The organism is Actinoplanes sp. CA-131856, from assembly GCF_050956135.1.
GTDB lineage: Bacteria > Actinomycetota > Actinomycetes > Mycobacteriales > Micromonosporaceae > Actinoplanes.
In genome coordinates this window covers 9,683,532-9,699,516 of the sequence record NZ_CP191849.1, presented here as the reverse complement: position 1 = coordinate 9,699,516, position 15,985 = coordinate 9,683,532, and the positions used below count along the sequence as shown (strand labels likewise).

At 69.7% G+C, this 15,985-nt stretch carries 13 protein-coding genes and 1 pseudogene; 7 read left to right on the top strand and 7 right to left on the bottom strand.

Translation table 11 applies throughout. The annotated features are described in order from the left end of the window. Positions 1 to 18: 18 nt before the first annotated feature. Genes ACQP2X_RS44535 through ACQP2X_RS44525 form a run of 3 tightly spaced genes read right to left on the bottom strand, consistent with a single transcriptional unit; the run spans position 19 to position 2,353 of the window. Complete coding sequence (locus ACQP2X_RS44535) at positions 19 to 633, bottom strand: 4a-hydroxytetrahydrobiopterin dehydratase family protein (protein WP_498692216.1); 615 nt, start codon at positions 631 to 633, stop codon at positions 19 to 21. Beyond that, a complete protein-coding gene (locus ACQP2X_RS44530) occupies positions 630 to 1,511 on the bottom strand; it encodes a shikimate dehydrogenase family protein (protein WP_498692215.1) in 882 nt (293 codons plus the stop codon). The genes ACQP2X_RS44535 and ACQP2X_RS44530 overlap by 4 nt, the downstream gene beginning before the upstream one ends. Further along, complete coding sequence (locus ACQP2X_RS44525; RefSeq protein ID WP_498692213.1) at positions 1,508 to 2,353, bottom strand: helix-turn-helix transcriptional regulator; 846 nt, start codon at positions 2,351 to 2,353, stop codon at positions 1,508 to 1,510. Before ACQP2X_RS44525 ends, ACQP2X_RS44530 begins: the two co-directional genes overlap by 4 nt. 102 nt (positions 2,354 to 2,455) lie before the next feature. Here ACQP2X_RS44525 and ACQP2X_RS44520 point away from each other — a divergent pair, with 102 nt between their 5' ends. From ACQP2X_RS44520 to ACQP2X_RS44510, 3 genes are all read left to right on the top strand, one after another. Then, positions 2,456 to 3,256, top strand: a complete 801-nt coding sequence (locus tag ACQP2X_RS44520; protein WP_498692211.1) for an SDR family oxidoreductase — start codon at positions 2,456 to 2,458, stop codon at positions 3,254 to 3,256. A gap of 460 nt (positions 3,257 to 3,716) precedes the next feature. Then, positions 3,717 to 4,145 carry a hypothetical protein gene (locus tag ACQP2X_RS44515; protein WP_498692209.1) on the top strand — a complete coding sequence of 143 codons (429 nt, stop codon included), beginning with the start codon at positions 3,717 to 3,719 and terminating at the stop codon, positions 4,143 to 4,145. 174 nt (positions 4,146 to 4,319) lie between these two features. Next, positions 4,320 to 5,144 (top strand): Fpg/Nei family DNA glycosylase, encoded by an 825-nt coding sequence (locus ACQP2X_RS44510; RefSeq protein WP_498692207.1) that lies wholly within the window; start codon positions 4,320 to 4,322, stop codon positions 5,142 to 5,144. On the opposite strand, the gene ACQP2X_RS44505 is transcribed toward ACQP2X_RS44510, so the two are convergent. From ACQP2X_RS44505 to ACQP2X_RS44495, 3 genes are all read right to left on the bottom strand, one after another. Beyond that, positions 5,110 to 6,564 (bottom strand): polysaccharide deacetylase family protein, encoded by a 1,455-nt coding sequence (locus ACQP2X_RS44505; RefSeq protein WP_498692205.1) that lies wholly within the window; start codon positions 6,562 to 6,564, stop codon positions 5,110 to 5,112. The genes ACQP2X_RS44510 and ACQP2X_RS44505 overlap by 35 nt on opposite strands. Before the next feature lie 193 nt (positions 6,565 to 6,757). Further along, positions 6,758 to 8,128 carry an FAD-dependent oxidoreductase gene (locus tag ACQP2X_RS44500; RefSeq protein WP_498692204.1) on the bottom strand — a complete coding sequence of 457 codons (1,371 nt, stop codon included), beginning with the start codon at positions 8,126 to 8,128 and terminating at the stop codon, positions 6,758 to 6,760. A 9-nt stretch (positions 8,129 to 8,137) separates the two neighbouring features. Then, complete coding sequence (locus ACQP2X_RS44495) at positions 8,138 to 9,298, bottom strand: carboxylate-amine ligase (protein ID WP_498692202.1); 1,161 nt, start codon at positions 9,296 to 9,298, stop codon at positions 8,138 to 8,140. A gap of 140 nt (positions 9,299 to 9,438) precedes the next feature. On the opposite strand from ACQP2X_RS44495, the pseudogene ACQP2X_RS44490 reads away from it, so the two are divergent. From ACQP2X_RS44490 to ACQP2X_RS44480, 3 genes and pseudogenes are all read left to right on the top strand, one after another. Next, positions 9,439 to 10,793 (top strand): annotated as a pseudogene (locus tag ACQP2X_RS44490) (carbohydrate-binding protein). A 76-nt stretch (positions 10,794 to 10,869) separates the two neighbouring features. Further along, a complete protein-coding gene (locus ACQP2X_RS44485) occupies positions 10,870 to 12,117 on the top strand; it encodes a chitinase (protein ID WP_498692200.1) in 1,248 nt (415 codons plus the stop codon). 82 nt (positions 12,118 to 12,199) lie between these two features. Further along, complete coding sequence (locus ACQP2X_RS44480; RefSeq protein WP_498701239.1) at positions 12,200 to 13,327, top strand: carbohydrate-binding protein; 1,128 nt, start codon at positions 12,200 to 12,202, stop codon at positions 13,325 to 13,327. Between the two features lie 252 nt (positions 13,328 to 13,579). Here the strand turns inward: ACQP2X_RS44480 and ACQP2X_RS44475 are convergent, their stop codons facing one another. After that, entirely contained in the window at positions 13,580 to 14,203 is a 624-nt protein-coding gene (locus tag ACQP2X_RS44475) for a DedA family protein (protein ID WP_498692197.1), read from the bottom strand. 105 nt (positions 14,204 to 14,308) lie between these two features. On the opposite strand from ACQP2X_RS44475, the gene ACQP2X_RS44470 reads away from it, so the two are divergent. After that, positions 14,309 to 15,949, top strand: coding sequence for an alpha-amylase family protein (locus ACQP2X_RS44470; protein WP_498692195.1), 1,641 nt, complete (start codon positions 14,309 to 14,311; stop codon positions 15,947 to 15,949). The last annotated feature ends 36 nt before the right edge of the window (positions 15,950 to 15,985 follow it).

Below are 15,985 nucleotides of genomic sequence, written 5' to 3'. Positions count from 1 at the left end.
AACTTTGTTTGTAAATAGCTACGTCGATGTCCGGCCGAGCCAGGTCGCCACGCACGCCTCGTTGCCCTCCGGGTCGGCCAGGGTCCACCACTTCGGGGCGTGCTCGTCCGAGACCAGGCGGCCACCGGCGGCCAGAGCCGCGGCGATCCGCGCCTCGGCCTGATCATGCGGCACGGCCACGTCGAGGTGCAGGCGATTACGTTGCGGCCGGGGAGCGTCCATGGCCTGGAACTCGACGCCCGGGCCGCGCCCGGCCGGATCGGCCAGATAGTCGTCGCCGATCTGGCGATAGCCCAGCAGTGCCCGCCAGAACGGCAGAACCTCGGCGACGGCCAGCGCGTCGATGGTGACGTTCACCAGTTGGACCGCCGCCGGGTCGGCCGTCAGCCCCGCGCGGCGCGCCGCCTGGGAGATCGCTCGCGCCAGGACGACGTCGCGGCTCGTCAGCATGACCGTGACACCGGCGTCTCGCAGATCCACCCGGGGTCTGTGCTCGCCGGACAGCCGGCCGATCTCACCGGCGAACACCACGCCCTCGGCGAACGAATCCGTCCGGAAATGGGACGCGACCACGTGGTAGAGGACGCGCCAGTCCTCGACGCCCTCGGCGGCGTGGAACTGCGCGGCGGTCATGCCGGGCCGAGGTGCAGGGAGGCGGCCAGTTCGGCGAAGCGGTGAGCCGTCGCCGGCTCGTCCGGGAGGTCGAGGATCGGGCCCAGGGCGGCCGCCCAGCCGTGGCAGAACAGGCTCCAGCCGTCGTGGGTGGTCACGTCGGGCCGCGTCCGGGCCTGGCGCAACAGGATCAGATCGCCGCGGTAGTTCAGGTCCCAGACGACCGTGCCGGCCGGGAAGCCGGCGGTGGGGGAGAGCGGGCTGCCCGGCCGGTCCTTGCCGAGGCCGGTGGCGTTGACCACGAGCGTCGCCGCGGTGACGAGCGGATCCCACGGGCCGGGGCCGATGTGGACGTCGAGGCGCACCCGCCGCCGCTCGGCCCACGGGTCGAGCACTTTCCGCAGATGGCGGGCCGCCGCCTCGTCGCGGTCGGTGAAGACCAGGCCGGCCGGCGGCGACGGGCGTGACAGCAGGTGACGGCCGAGAGCGATGGCGCTGCCGCCGGCGCCCAGGCAGAGCACGTGATCGCCCTCCGGCCAGATCTCGTCGACGACCCGTCCGATCGAGAGCGGGTCACGCGCGAAGCCGGCCAGCGTCCCGCCGTCCCGGCGCAGCGCGCTGACCTCGCCGCACTCGACGGCCAGCGGATCGAGGGTGTCGATCAGCTCGCCGGCGTCCCGCACCACCGCGACCTTGTGCGAGGTGATCACGGCGCCGAGCGCGTCGCCGTCGGCCTTCAGCTCGGTCAGCAGCGCCCGGTAGCGCGCGGCCGGTGCATCGAGTGGCAGGTCCCGGCCGACCAGGCGTACCTCGTGGCCGAGGTCTTTCATCCAGAGGGGAAATGCCTTGTTGATCAGGGATTGTCCGGTCGACACCCCGACGAACCACACCGTGCTCATGGTGCCATGGTGAGGTTCTGGCGCCCGACCACCTTCAGCAGGGCCAACTGGCCGGCCGCGTCGGTGCCGGGACGCGGGGTGAAGACCAGCAGGTGCTGGTCCTGGCGGGCGGTGGCCAGCACCTCGCAGTCGATGTCGATGACACCCACGGCGGGATGGACTATGCGTTTGCGGTCGCTGCGGCGTACGGCCACGTCGTGCCGGTCCCACAGGGCGGCGAACTCGAGGCTCTCGGCGCGCAGAGCGGCCACCAGGCGGCGCGCGAGCGGGTCGGCCGGGCGCATGGCCACGGCGGCGCGCAGGTCGGCCACCTGGATCTCGCCCTGGCGCTCGCGGTCCTCGGACGGGTAGAGCTCGCGGGTCGCCGGCTCGGTGAACCAGCGATAGGCGAAACTGCGGGCGAGGCCGGTGAACGCCGTCTGCTCGCCCAGCAGGGCCACGCCCATCGGGTTCTGCACGAGGATCACGCCGAGGTCGGAGATGACCATCGCCGGGAGGTCGGTGAGGGCGTCGAGCAGCCGGAGCAGGCCGGGGCTGACATGCTCGTCGACCCCGTACGAGGGCGGGGCCGGATGTCCGGCCAGGTGGAACAGGTGGTTGCGCTCGTCGGCGGTCAGGCGCAGGGCCCGGGTCAGCGCGGTCAGCATCTGCGGCGACGGCTGCGGGCCGCGGGCCTGCTCGAGCCGGATGTAGTAGTCGGGCGACATGCCGGCGAGCTGCGCCACCTCGTGCCGGCGCAGGCCGGGCGTGCGGCGGCGGGCGCCCGCGGTGAGGCCGACCTCGGCCGGTTGCAGCAGCTCCCGGCGCCGGCGGAGGAAGTCGGCGAGCTCCTTCTGATCCATGCAAGCAGCATGGCGCGCCGGGGGAGCGGTCAGACAGGGACCGGCGATACCTGTCTCACCGGGTCTCTCCCGTTCGGGCGTACGGCGCCTGATGGTTGCCCCATGAAGATTCTTGTCACCGGCGCGACCGGAACCGTGGGCGGTCACGTCGCCCGTCAGCTCTCCGGGCGTGGCCACGAAGTGATCGCCCTGGTCCGGGACCCGGGCAAGGCCGACCTGCCGGCCGACATCACCCTGATCGAGGGCGACCTGACCGACGCCGCGGCCGTGCGGCGGGCGCTGGCCGGCGTCGACCGCGCCTATCTGACCATGGCCGACGACAACGGCGCCGTCTTCGCCGCCGAGGCCGCCACGAGCGGCGTCGGCCACGTCGTCCTGCTGTCGTCGTTCACCGCCGTCACCGAACTGCCCTCGGGCGCGGCCAACTTCGTCACGGCCCGGCACCGGGCCGGCGAGCGGGCCCTGACCGAGGCCGGAGTGCCGTCGACGTTCCTGCGCGCGGCCGGTTTCGACTACAACATCCTGCTGTGGGTGGGCGACGACGGCGTCGTCCGGGCCCCGAACCCCGACGTGCCGCTGCCCATCGTCGACCCGTACGACATCGCGGCCGCGGCCGTGGCTCAACTGACCGCGGCCGATCCGGTGCCCGGCCCCTACCTGATCACGGGCCCGGCCCCGCTCTCCGTCCGCGACCAGGTCGACATCATCAACACCATCTTGACCAGGTCGTACGTCGTCCAGGAGATCACCGAGGCAGAAGCCGGCCTCCCAGTATCGATCCTGGAGACCATGGGTCCGGCCGCCACCGTGGTCGGCCCGACGAGCGACGTGGAGACCCTGACCGGCCGTCCTCCGCGCCCGTTCGCGGCCTGGGTCACCGGCAACCAGGCAGCCTTCAAGTAACGCCGGGTACCGTTGCGGCCGTGTCAGAGGACACATCATCCGCCGCCTGAGCCGCCGCCAATCGGCTCTAGCAGGAGATACAAGGACTGGAGCGGAGGCCGAGCCCATCTCGGCCCCACGCTTTCACCCGTAGCCAGGGCTGGAAGTATGGTGCCCGCTGCCGGGCCAGGAATGCCCGCGAGGCGGAAGTTGCCCGTCGGCCCCTCGGCGCTGGCCGAGGATGCTCGCCTGCGTCGCATCGAACGTGTAGAGGACCGTCGTCCCGAGTGTTGCCATGCCATTGCCTTTCGCTGTGCGCCCTCTACAGGCGTTCCATCCTCTGTGGATGGTCGAGCCAGGCTATGGAATGGCCACCTATTTTGGACGAGGCACTCGGTCAAGCGCCGCAGGTGGGACCTGCTGTCGTAAGTCGGACAGCAAGTCCGTTGCTAACGATCTTTGGGATCGCACACTTGTTCCCATGACGGATTTGTGGGTCACCAAAGATCTACCCGTGCTCAAGGCTGCCGTCGAACTGTGCGATGCAGGCAACGACAGTGCCTCAGTTAGCGCGATCGTGGAGCGCACGGGCTTCGACGAACAGGACGTGATGAAGTCCCTTCGTCGGTTGGACGGAGAACAGCCTCCGTATTTCGCCCGAATGGAGAAGATGTTTGGGGGAGGCGTGTCGCACGCCTTCGCACCCACTGGCCACGCCAGGCGTGCAGTGAGCCAATGGCCGCGCGCCGAAGCCAAGCTGGAGGAAGTCATCAAGCTCCTGACCGTGCTGGCCGAGAAGGAGCCCGACGAGGAGAAGGCCAAGTGGTATGTCAAAGCGCGTGAGCACCTGACGACGGGCGGTCGCGACCTCGCGGTCGGCGTGATTAGCGGTCTTATCGCCGGAGCCTGATCGAGCCGCTTGAGTGTCGGTCGCCAGATGCGCTGGCCGAAGTCCCGCTGGCGGTGAGGCGGAGGCACAGCTCCGGATCTGCCTCAGACGTACACCTCTGACCAGGGGAAGTCGCACAAGCCGCTCACCGGCTCAGATAGTGCGAATCTGGTGCGCCCGGGTACCGTTGCCGCCGTGCCAGAGGGACACACCATTCATCGGCTCGCGGCCCGGCATCGGGAACTCTTCGCGGGGCAGTCTTTGCAGGTCAACAGCCCCCAGGGGCGGTTCGCGGGCGGGGCCCGGGAGGTCGACGGGCGGCGGCTGGCCGACACCGAGGCGTACGGCAAGCATCTGTTCCATCACTACGAGGGCGACCTGAGCGTGCACGTTCACCTCGGGCTGTACGGCAAGTTCGCCGACGGTGAGGCGCCCGTGCCGGAGCCGGTGGGGCAGGTGCGGATGCGGATCGTGGGCGAGCGGCACTGGCTCGAGCTGCGCGGGCCGACCGCGTGCGAGGTGCTCGATCCGCTGCGGGCGCAGCAGCTACGCGACCGGCTGGGCGCCGATCCGCTGCGCGACGACGCCGAGCCGCTCGTGGCGTACGCGCGGGTGCGCGCCAGCACCAAGCCGTTGTTCGCGCTGCTGCTCGATCAGTCCATCGTGGCCGGATGTGGGCTGATCTACGCCAACGAGGTGCTGTTCCGGGCCGGGCTGGCGCCCACCACGCCGGGGCGCATGATCGGGGCCGAGTTGTGGGACGAGCTCTGGACCGACCTGCGCGCCCTGATGAAGGAAGGCGTGGCCCGGGGCCGCATCGACACCGTGCACACCGAGCACACGCCGGAGGCGATGCAGCGGGCGCCACGCGTCGACCGGCACGGCGGCGAGGTCTACGTCTACCGCCGTCCCGGTCAGGCGTGCCTGGTGTGCGGCACCGAGATCGCGCGCGGCCCGCTGGCCGGGCGCAATCTCTACTGGTGTCCTACGTGCCAGCCGGCGGGGTCGCCGAAGGGGTGACCGCCGGCGGCGCGGCCGGGGCCTCGGTGGGCAGGGCCGAGGGCGGCGGGCCCGGGATCTGCGGCAGGCCCAGCGTGAAGTTCGCCTTGAACCAGGGCAGGAGCTTCTCGTACGCCACGATCGTGTCGGGCTGGCCGAAGTCGTGCGACAGCACGATGGCGCCGGGCTTCACGCTCTTCTGCACCTCGGCGATCACCCGGGCGACGTGCTGCGCGGCGGTCTCACCCTCGGGATGGTCCCAGTCGCGCGGGTCGACCTCCCAGTAGATCGACGTCATGCCGGCGCCGCCGGCGACCGCCACGAGCCGGTCGGTGAAGTTGCCGCCGGGGGCGCGGAAGAACGGGATCTCGGCGCCCGGCACGGCGGCGCGGATGGCCGCGTTCGTACGGTCGAGGTCGGCCTTGATCTTCTCGGGCTTGTCCTTGCCGATCTTCAGGCTGTGATCCCAGGTGTGGTTGCACAGCGTGTGGCCGGCGTCGACGATCTGCCGGACGATCTCGGGGTGCTTCTTGACCTGCGACCCGACCAGGCAGAAGACCGCCTTGACGTCGTTCTTGGCCAGCAGGGCCAGGATCTTCGGCGTCTGCACCGGGTCGGGGCCGTCGTCGAAGGTGAGCGCGACCGCTTCGGTGCCGGTGGTGCGCAGCGAGGCGCCGGGACCGGCCGCGGGGACCTTGGCCGCGCTCTCGCCGGTCTGCTGCGCGCTCGGGGTGGCGCTCGGGGCCACTGTGGGCACTTCGGCGGTCGGCTGGGGCGCGGCCGTGTCGTCGCCGGGCGGCGCGGGGGAATCGGCGGCGGGCTTCTCGTCCTTGTTGCCGGCCGGCTTCGACTTGGTGGGCTCCTCGTCGTCCTTGGCCGGGGCGGCCTTCGACGGTTTCGGCTGCACGCCGACGACGGCCTGGGCGGCGGCGTTCACCGCGTTCACGCTCTCGCGCCGCTGCTCGGCCGGCATGGCCAGCAGCAGGATGCCGATGGCGACGAGCGAGGCGAGCAGCACCTGCTGGCGCGACTTGCCCATCAGCAGCCACGACTCGATCGGCAGGGTGCCGGGCGCGCGGTGGCTGCCCATGGCCGGCGGCCGCTGGGCGGCGGCCGGCTTGGCGAGCGAGTGCCGGCCACCGCGGGCGGGCCGCTCACCGCGGGTGGAGCGCTCACCGCGACTGGAGCGCTCACCGCGAGTGGAACGCTGGCCGCGTGAGGCACCGCGCTGGCGGGGTGCGGAAGCCGGCTCGCCGACGAAACTTACTACGGGCTTGCCGCGGCGATAACGGGTCTCCGGCCGCTCGATGACGCCGACGGTCGAGGCGCCGGTGGGAGAGGCGCCGGTGGAAGAGGCGGCGGCGGTCGAAGCGGCGTCGGAAAGCCCGGCGGAAGAGGCGGCAAGGGCGGAAGGTTCGATGATCGGGTGCTCGGACGTCACGTCCGCCAGCGACTCCGGTCGATGATGCCGCCCGCGCGTCGTCTGTCCGGCCGGGGTCGGATAACGGGGAGATTGCGGCGACATCCTGCATGCCTACCGTGCCGCAAGATCGAGCGCGAGACCGTATCGGTGGTTGTCACGCTACCGAGCGCGATATCACCTGGTAGCGCTTGGTGTCGGCGAATCCGGCGAATCAGCCCGCGTGCACCGCGTCCGTCGCCTTTCGGGCAGCGATCAACACCGGGTCCCACACCGGTGCGAAGGGCGGCGCGTAACTGAGATCGAGGGCCGTCATCTCCTCGACCGTCATCCTGTTCCACACCGCCAGCGCCAGCGCGTCGATCCGCTTGGCCGCCTCGGACCGGCCGACGATCTGGGCGCCCAGCAGCAGCCCGGTGCGCCGCTCGGCGATCAGCTTCACGGTCATCGACGTGGCGCCCGGGTAGTAGCCGGCCCGGCTCGTCGACTCCACCGTGGCCGTCACGAACTCGTACCCGGCCTGCTCGGCCTCGTGTGACGTCAGGCCGGTGCGGGCCACCTCGAGGTCGCACACCTTCGTCACCGCCGTGCCGATCACGCCCGGGAACGTCGCGTAGCCGCCGCCGATGTTGATGCCGGCCACCCGGCCCTGCTTGTTGGCGTGGGTGCCCAGCGGCACGTGGACCGGTCGCCCGGTGATCAGGTGGCGGGTCTCGACGCAGTCGCCGGCCGCCCAGATGTCCTCGTGACCCTCGACCCGCATGCGCAGATCGGTGCGCAGGCCCCCGGTCGCGCCCACGGGAAGGCCCGCGCTGCGGGCGATGGCGGTGTTCGGGCGTACCCCCAGACCCATCACCACGATGTCGGCCGGCAGCGAGCCGCCGGGGGTGACGACCGCGGTGACCCGGCCGCCGGCGGTCTCCAGACCCTCGACGTGGGCGTTGGTCACGATGTCGATGCCGAGGCCGCGGATGGCGTCCTGGACCATCTGCCCGATCTCCGGGTCGGCGGTCTTGGCCATGGGCTGCGGCGATTTTTCGAGCAGCGTCACGTCGAGGCCGCGCTGGATCATCGCCTCGGCCATCTCGACGCCGATGTAGCCGCCGCCGATCACGACCGCTCGCCGGGGCTTGACCCCACCGGACGAAGAGTCGAGCCACGCGTGGATGGCGTCGCCGTCCTCCAGCGTCTGCACACCGAAGACGCCGGCCTCCCGCACGCGCGCCCACTCCGGCACGACCGGGGACGCGCCGGCTGCGTACACCAAATGGTCGAAGCTCTCCCGCACCTCGCCGGACGAGGAGTGGGCCACCACCTGCCGGCGGTCGAGGTCGATGCCGACCACGTCGTGCTGGAGCCGGACGTCGATGCCGTTCTTGCGATGCTCCTCGGGAGTGCGGGCGATGAGCGCGTCCCGCTCGTCGACGGCGCCACCGATCCAGTACGGAATGCCGCAGGCCGAGTACGACGTGAAGCGCCCCCGCTCGAACACCACGATCTCGAGGTCGCCGGCTCCGAGGCGCTTGCGGGCCTGCGACGCGGCCGACATGCCGGCCGCGTCCCCGCCGATCACGACGAGCTTCATCAGCCCAGCCTACTGACCTCCGAGGTCTCCCCGCGTGGCCTTGGCCATCTGATCCACCACATCGGCGACCGTGCCCTTCTGGGCCAGGACGGCGCGCTGCCGGGCGGCCCCGGTGCCCTGCGAGCGCAGTCGTCCGAGAAGGACGGTCGCGTGCTCCAGGTCGCCGTGGCGTTCGAGTTCGGGGCGCACGTAGTCGAAGAGCTGGCGCATCAGCCGCCACGCGGGCCTCGGCTCGCGGGTGGCCATGTCGATGTTGACGCCCTCGAGCCCGTCGCGCGCGGCCCGCCAGTGCGCCGCCACCAGCAGGGTGTCCGGAACGACCGGGGCCGGACGGCCGTCGCGGACCTCGTTCAGCAGCGTGGCGACCAGGGCCCGGGCGAGCGCGGCCATCAGCACCGCGTCGTCGGCCGTGGGCATGACATCGCCCATCCGGATCTCGATGGTCGGATAGGTGGCCGAGAGCCGGGCGTACCAGTAGAGCATTCCCTCGTCGAGCATGGCGCCGCTCGCCTCGAGGTCGGAGATGAGCGTCAGATAGTGCTCGTACGACTCCAGGTAGGGCGCCGGTCCGACGGTGGGCCAGCGCTCCCACATCATGTAGCGCCAGCTCGCATATCCGGTGTCGCGCCCCTTGAACAGCGGCGAGTTCACCGTCGCGGCCTGGAAGATCGGCAGCCAGGGGCGCAGGTGGTTGAGGACCTGCACGCCGGTCTCGTCGTCGGGGATGCTGACGTGCACGTGGGTGCCGCACATGCCGGCGCCGGGGGAGAGGTCGCCGAAGCGCTCCTGCATCCGGTGGTAGCGCGGGTTGTCGACGACGCGGATGTGCGGCCCGGCCACCGGCCCGGTGCCCATGGCCAGCAGCCGGCTGCCGGCCCGCTCGGCGGCGGCGGCCACGCCGGCCCGCAGGCCGCTCAACGCGTCCGACAGGGCGCCGAGCTCGAGTTGTGGCGGGCTCGCCACCTCGATCTGGCTGCGCATGTACTCGTGCTGCACCGAGGGGCGCAGGTCGGCCGGCAGCTGGTCGAAGACCTCCTCGACCGCCTCCACGGCGCGTGGCTCGACCGCGTCGACCAGGAGATATTCCTCCTCGACGCCGAGCGTGTGCAGATCGTGGGCCTCGGCCAGCTCGGCCAGTTCGGGATCGATCGTCGTGCCGCCCGTGTCCATGGCCGCGAAATACCCGATCTTTCCGCCCCGGAAACGGTACCAACGGGCAATCGATGACAGTCCATATTGACAGCACATTCGTAACAAGCGTGAAATCCGCTGAGAGCGCTCTCACACCCCCTGCATGGAAGGCGCATCCCATGAGACTCCGTGTTGTGGCAGCGGGCGCCGCGGCGGCACTCGCCGTGGCCACGTCCGCGATCTTCGCGGTCACCGCCGAGGCGGCCGTGCCCGCCGCACCCTCCGGCATGACCACCGTCTTCAGCGACGACTTCACCGGCGCCGCCGGCACCGGGCTCAACCGCTCCAACTGGCTCTACGCGACCGGCACCGGCTATCCGGGCGGCGCCGCCAACTGGGGCACCGGCGAGGTCGAGACGATGACCGACTCGACGGCCAACGTCTATCAGGACGGCAACGGCAACCTGGTGATCAAGCCGTTGCGCGACTCGTCCGGACGCTGGACCTCGGGCCGGGTCGAGACCCAGCGCACCGACTTCGCGGCGCCGGCCGGCGGCAAGGTCCGCATCGAGGCCCGGCTCCAGCAGCCCAACGTCAGCGGGGCGGCCGCGGCCGGATATTGGCCGGCGTTCTGGGCCCTCGGCGGTGCGGCCCGCCCGGTCGGCGCGACCAACTGGCCGGGCATCGGCGAGTGGGACATCATGGAGAACATCAACGGCCGTGAGTCCGTCTTCGCGGCGCTGCACTGTGGCACCAACCCGGGTGGCCCGTGCAACGAGACGACCGGCATCACCAGCGGCGAGCGCGCGTGCAGCGGATGCAAGACCGGCTTCCACACGTACGCCATCGAGTACGACCGGACCACGGCCAACGAGCAGCTGCGCTGGTATCTCGACGGCAACAACTACTTCACGTTCAGCAAGTCGCAGCTGGACGCGACCACCTGGAACAACGCGACCCAGCACGGCTTCTTCGTGATCCTGAACGTGGCCATGGGCGGCGGTTTCCCGGCCGCGTTCGGCGGTGGGCCGACCGCGTCGACCCAGCCCGGCGTGCCGATGATCGTCGACTACGTCGCGGTCTACCAGTCGTCGGGTGGCACCACAACTCCGCCTCCTAGTGGGAACACTCGCGACGCCTTCTCCCGGATCGAGGCCGAGTCCTACAACGCGGCTTCAGGCGTGCAGGTCGAGACCTGTTCCGAGGGTGGCCAGGACGTCGGCTACATCGCCAACGGCGACTGGCTCCAGTTCACCAACGTCAACTTCGGCTCGGGCGGGGTGCGCGACTTCGTCGCCCGGGTCGCTTCCGGCGCCGGCTCGGGAGTGAGCGGCCTGGTGGAGGTACGCCTCGACAGCCGCTCCAACGCGCCGATCGGCAGCTTCGCGCTCGGCAGCACTGGCGGCTGGCAGACGTGGCAGTCGATCCCGGGAACGTCTCCGGCGTGACCGGCACCCACACCGTCTACGTGACCTTCACGAGCGGGCAGCCGGCCGACTTCGTCAACCTCAACTGGCTCCAGTTCCGCAAGTGACTCATCGAGAAATTTAAGGATATTTAAGGGCTCGTTCCTCTGGACTGATCTGTTAACAGTCCTTAATGATTAACACATGAAGGGCTATCGATCGGTTGTCCTGGCCACCGTCGCCGCGCTGGTCGCGGGCGGCGCCGCCACCTACTTCTCGGGCTCCGCGTCGGCCGCCGCGGCCTGCGCGCCGGCGTGGAGCTCGACCGCCGTCTACGTCGGCGGCAACACGGCCTCGCAGAACGGCCACAACTACAGCGCCAAGTGGTGGACGCAGAACGAGTCGCCCGCCACGCACAGCGGCCAGTGGGACGTCTGGGCCGACAACGGCGTCTGCGGTGGTACGACACCACCCACCACCCCGCCCACGACACCACCGACCACCCCGCCGGTGACGACACCCCCGCCCACCACCCCACCGCCCAGCAACGGCACCCTGCCGGCGCATTTCCTGACCGGCTACTGGCAGAACTTCGACAACGGCGCGGCGCCTCTGAAACTCGCCGCGGTCCCCACGACGTACGACCTGATCGCCGTGGCCTTCGCCGATGCCACCTCGACGCCGGGCGCGGTCTCCTTCACGCTCGACCCGGGCCTCGCGAGCGCCGTCGGCGGTTACACGGACGCCCAGTTCAAGGCCGACATCGCCACCCTGCACGCGCGTGGCAAGAAGGTCATCATCTCGGTCGGCGGCGAGAAGGGCACGGTCAGCGTGGCCAGCGCGGCCGCGGCCACGAACTTCGCCAACTCGGTCTACTCGCTGATGACGACGTACGGCTTCGACGGCGTCGACATCGACCTGGAGAACGGGCTCAACGCCACCTACATGGCCCAGGCGCTGCGCAGCCTGCGGGCCAAGGCCGGCAGCAACCTGATCATCACGATGGCGCCGCAGACCATCGACATGCAGAGCACCGGCTCGTCGTACTTCGCCCTGGCACTGTCCATCAAGGACATCCTCACGGTCGTCCACACGCAGTTCTACAACTCCGGCTCGATGCTCGGCTGCGACAACAACGCCGCCTACAGCCAGGGCACGGTGAACTTCCTGACCGCGCTGGCCTGCATTCAGACCCAGAACGGGCTGCGCCCCGACCAGGTCGCGCTCGGCCTGCCGTCGAGCACCCGCGCGGCCGGCGGCGGCTACGTCGCCCCCTCGGTGGTCAACAACGCCCTCGACTGCCTGGCCCGCGGCACCAACTGCGGCACCTTCAAGCCCCCGGCGACCTATCCGGGCATCCGCGGCGCGATGACCTGGTCGATCAACTGGGACGTCACCAACGGCAACGGCTTCGCCAACACCGTCAAGCCCCACCTCTCCACTCTCCCCTGATCCCCCCAGGAGAACCCCCGTGAAGAAACTCCTCGTACTGGGCTCGGTCGCCCTGGCCGCCACGGCCGCCGCGATCCTGCCCATGACCACCTCGAACGCCGCCGTGGCCTGCGCACCCGCGTGGTCCTCCTCGGCCGTCTACGTCGGCGGCAACACGGCCTCGCAGAACGGCCACAACTACAGCGCCAAGTGGTGGACGCAGAACGAATCCCCCGCCACACACAGCGGTCAGTGGGACGTCTGGGCCGACCAGGGCGTCTGCGGTGGCACGACGCCTCCGACCACACCGCCCACGACGCCGCCCACGACCCCTCCGACCACCCCGCCGGCGACCGGCACCAAGATGGCCTCGGCGCCGTACATCTACCCCGGCTGGGGCAACCCGCCGGCGCCCGCCACAGTGGTCAACGCGACCGGCATCAAGGCCTTCACGATGGCCTTCGTGCTCGCCAACAACGGCTGCAACCCGGCCTGGGACGGTGAGAGCGGCCTGACCGGCGGCGTGCACGCCAGCACCATCGCGGCGATCCGCGCGGCCGGCGCCGACGTCGTGCCGTCGATCGGCGGCTGGAGCGGCAACAAGCTCGGCCCCAACTGCTCGACCCCCGAGGCGCTGGCCGGCGCGTACCAGAAGGTGATCGACGCCTTCCAGCTCAAGTCGATCGACATCGACATCGAGAACACCGACGAGTTCGAGAACACGGTCGTGCAGGACCGCGTGCTCAACGCCCTGAAGATCGTCAAGCAGAAGAACCCGTCGGTGAAGACGATCCTCACCTTCGGCACCACGACCACCGGCCCGAACTACTACGGCACCCGGCTCGTGCAGCAGGCCAAGGCGCTCGGTGCGAACATCGACATCTTCACCCAGATGCCGTTCGACTTCGGGGCCAGTGACATCTACACGGCCACGATCAACACCTCCGAGGGCCTGAAGAACCTGCTGAAGACGACGTTCGGCTACACCGACGCCCAGGCGTACTCGCACATGGGCATCTCCGGCATGAACGGCCTGTCCGACCAGCAGGAGCTGACCACCGTCGAGACGTGGACGCGGATCCGCGACTACGCCCGCGACAAGGGGCTGGCCCGCTTCACCTTCTGGGCGGTCAACCGCGACCGCGGCTGCGCCGGCGGCGGCGTGGTCTCCAACTGCTCCGGCATCGCCCAGGCCGACTGGGCCTTCACGAAGATCAGCGCCGGCTTCTAGTGCGGGGCCGGCCTCCCGCCGCCGCCCACGAAGGGCGGCGGCGGGAGTAACGCTGTAAGCGAACAGCAGAGTCACCAACCGCACCGTCTCGGCCGGATGCGGCACCAACCGATCCGGCCGCACCAGCAACGGCGGCCCACAGCCACGCCTCGCTCGAACACGCCCTCCTATGGGCGCCCGGCAGCGTCACCGCATCCTCGAAGGTGGGATCCAACGCTCAAACCGGGGCCGCCCCCTGGGCGGACATCGTGACTAGCGCTCCGCCGGCGCTCGGTCGTTCTGGCGGGCGGCCGCGCGCCGCCTTTTCTTGATCTTCTTCGTGACCCAGCTGGCGACCATGAAGATGATCAGCGCCCAGATCACGTAGTCGAAGTAATGGGCGTACTGCTCGAGGTCTTTGTACTGCGATCCGAGCAGGTAGCCGCCGCCGATGAAGATGCTGTTCCAGACACCGCTGCCGATCGCGGTGAACAGGGTGAACATGCCCAGGTGCATCTTGTTGGCGCCGGCCGGGATGGAGACCAGGCTGCGCACCACCGGTGCGCAGCGGCCGAACAGCACGGCCGCCTTCTCGTGTTTCTCGAACCAGCGGTCGGCCGTGTTCAGGTCGTCCGCGTCGACCAGCGGGATCTTGTCGAGCCAGCGGCGCAGCCGCTCCTCGCCGAGGGCGTAGCCCAGCCAGTAGAGGGCGAGCGCGCCGATCACCGACCCGGCCGTGGCCGCGAACAGCACCAGGGCGAAGTTGACACGGCCCTCGCTGGCCAGATATCCCGCCAGGGACAGCACGATCTCGCTCGGGATCGGTGGGATCAGGTTTTCCAGGGCCACCAAAAGGCCCACACCGAGCTCGCCGAGTGATTCGATGACAGAGGTCACCCACGCTGTCAGTCCGCCGCCGCCCATCCGATGTTTGTACCCAACGAACCTGCGTCGAACCTGAGTGCTGTTTGCCCGGCCGTGACGCCGGTGAAGTAGAGGGACATGACCGACCGGTGGTACCAGAAGGCCGTCATCTACTGCCTCGACATCGACACTTTCGCCGACTCGGACGGCGACGGCTGCGGCGACATCCGCGGTCTGATCGGCCGCCTCGACTATCTGGCCCGGCTCGGGGTGACCTGCCTGTGGCTCAACCCGATCCACCCGTCGCCCGACCAGGACGACGGCTACGACGTGTCCGACTTCTACAACGTCGACCCACGGTTCGGAAACCTGGGCGACTTCGCCGAGCTGCTGCACCAGGCGGGCAACCTCGGCATCAAGGTGATCATCGACCTGGTCGTCAACCACACCTCGGACAAGCATCCGTGGTTCCAATCGGCCCGGAAGTCGCCGGACTCGCCGTACAGAAATTGGTATGTCTGGTCCGAGACCGAGCCCGCCGACCGCAAGCAGGGCATGGTCTTCCCGGGCGAGCAGAACGAGACCTGGACGTACGACCGGACGGCCAAGTCCTGGTACTACCACCGGTTCTACAAATTCCAGCCGGACCTCAACATCAACAACCCCGAGGTCCGCGAGGAGATCAAGAAGATCTGCGCGTTCTGGCTCCAGCTCGGTGTGGCCGGGTTCCGGATGGACGCGGTGCCGTTCATCATCGAGGAGACCCAGGCCGGCAACCCGAACTCGCCCAAGGACATGGACTTCATCACCGAGCTGCGGCAGTTCGTGCAGTGGCGCAAGGGCGACGCGGTGCTGCTGGCCGAGGCCAATGTGGAGCCGGACCAGCTGCGGCACTACTTCGGCGACGCGGGCGGCTCGGCCAACCGCATCCACATGCTGTTCGACTTCATGCTCAACACGAAGCTCATGCTGGCCCTGGCCCGGCAGAACCCGGAGCCGGTGATCGAGGCGCTGCGTGAGGCACCGAAGCTGCCCGAGGGCGGGCAGTGGGCCACCTTCCTGCGCAACCACGACGAGGTCGACCTGTCCCGGCTCACCGCCGAGCAGCGTGAGCAGGTCTTCGCCGAGTTCGGCCCGGACGAGACCATGCAGTTGTACGGCCGCGGCATCCGGCGGCGGCTGGCGCCCATGCTCGGCGGCGACCGGCGGCGGGTCGAGCTGGCGTACGCCCTGCAGTTCAGCCTGCGCGGCACGCCGGTCGTCCGCTACGGCGAGGAGATCGGCATGGGTGAGGACCTCTCGCTGGAGGGGCGCAACTCCATCCGTACGCCCATGCAGTGGTCCCTGCTGCCGAACGGCGGCTTTTCCACGGCCAAGAAGACCGTCCGGCCGGTGATCGACGACGGCGAGTACGGCTATCAGCAGGTGAACGTCACCCTCCAGCGGCACGATCCGCAGTCGCTGCTGGCCTGGTTCGAGCGGATGATCCGTACGCTCCGGGAGGCCCCCGAGGTCGGTTCCGGCACTTGTACGCACGTCGACCTGCCGGACGCGGGATCGATCCTCGTGCACCGGGCCGACGCCAGCACTGGCACGATGGTTTTCGTGCACAATCTGGGCCCCGAGGACGGCGTGGTCGATCTGACCTCGCTCTATGCCGAGGCCGAGTCCCCGACCGACGTGCTGGCCGACCAGGAATACGCGGAACTGGGCAAATTCGAGTCGGTTCAGGTGGCCGGCCACGGTTACCGCTGGATCAGGCTGCGTCGTCACGCGTAAAGTGCACTCCGAGTGCAAATAGAGCCAGGTGTATAG

Bases quoted from the DNA above. Each gene is read 5' to 3' on its own strand.
- ACQP2X_RS44520 (WP_498692211.1), top strand. From the start codon at position 2,456: ATGAAGATTCTTGTCACCGGCGCGACCGGAACCGTGGGCGGTCACGTC.
- ACQP2X_RS44470 (WP_498692195.1), top strand. From the start codon at position 14,309: ATGACCGACCGGTGGTACCAGAAGGCCGTCATCTACTGCCTCGACATC.
- ACQP2X_RS44500 (WP_498692204.1), bottom strand. From the start codon at position 8,128: ATGAAGCTCGTCGTGATCGGCGGGGACGCGGCCGGCATGTCGGCCGCG.
- ACQP2X_RS44530 (WP_498692215.1), bottom strand. From the start codon at position 1,511: ATGAGCACGGTGTGGTTCGTCGGGGTGTCGACCGGACAATCCCTGATC.
- ACQP2X_RS44485 (WP_498692200.1), top strand. From the start codon at position 10,870: ATGAAGGGCTATCGATCGGTTGTCCTGGCCACCGTCGCCGCGCTGGTC.
- ACQP2X_RS44495 (WP_498692202.1), bottom strand. From the start codon at position 9,298: ATGGACACGGGCGGCACGACGATCGATCCCGAACTGGCCGAGCTGGCC.
- ACQP2X_RS44535 (WP_498692216.1), bottom strand. From the start codon at position 633: ATGACCGCCGCGCAGTTCCACGCCGCCGAGGGCGTCGAGGACTGGCGC.
- ACQP2X_RS44525 (WP_498692213.1), bottom strand. From the start codon at position 2,353: ATGGATCAGAAGGAGCTCGCCGACTTCCTCCGCCGGCGCCGGGAGCTG.
- ACQP2X_RS44480 (WP_498701239.1), top strand. From the start codon at position 12,200: ATGACCACCTCGAACGCCGCCGTGGCCTGCGCACCCGCGTGGTCCTCC.
- ACQP2X_RS44515 (WP_498692209.1), top strand. From the start codon at position 3,717: ATGACGGATTTGTGGGTCACCAAAGATCTACCCGTGCTCAAGGCTGCC.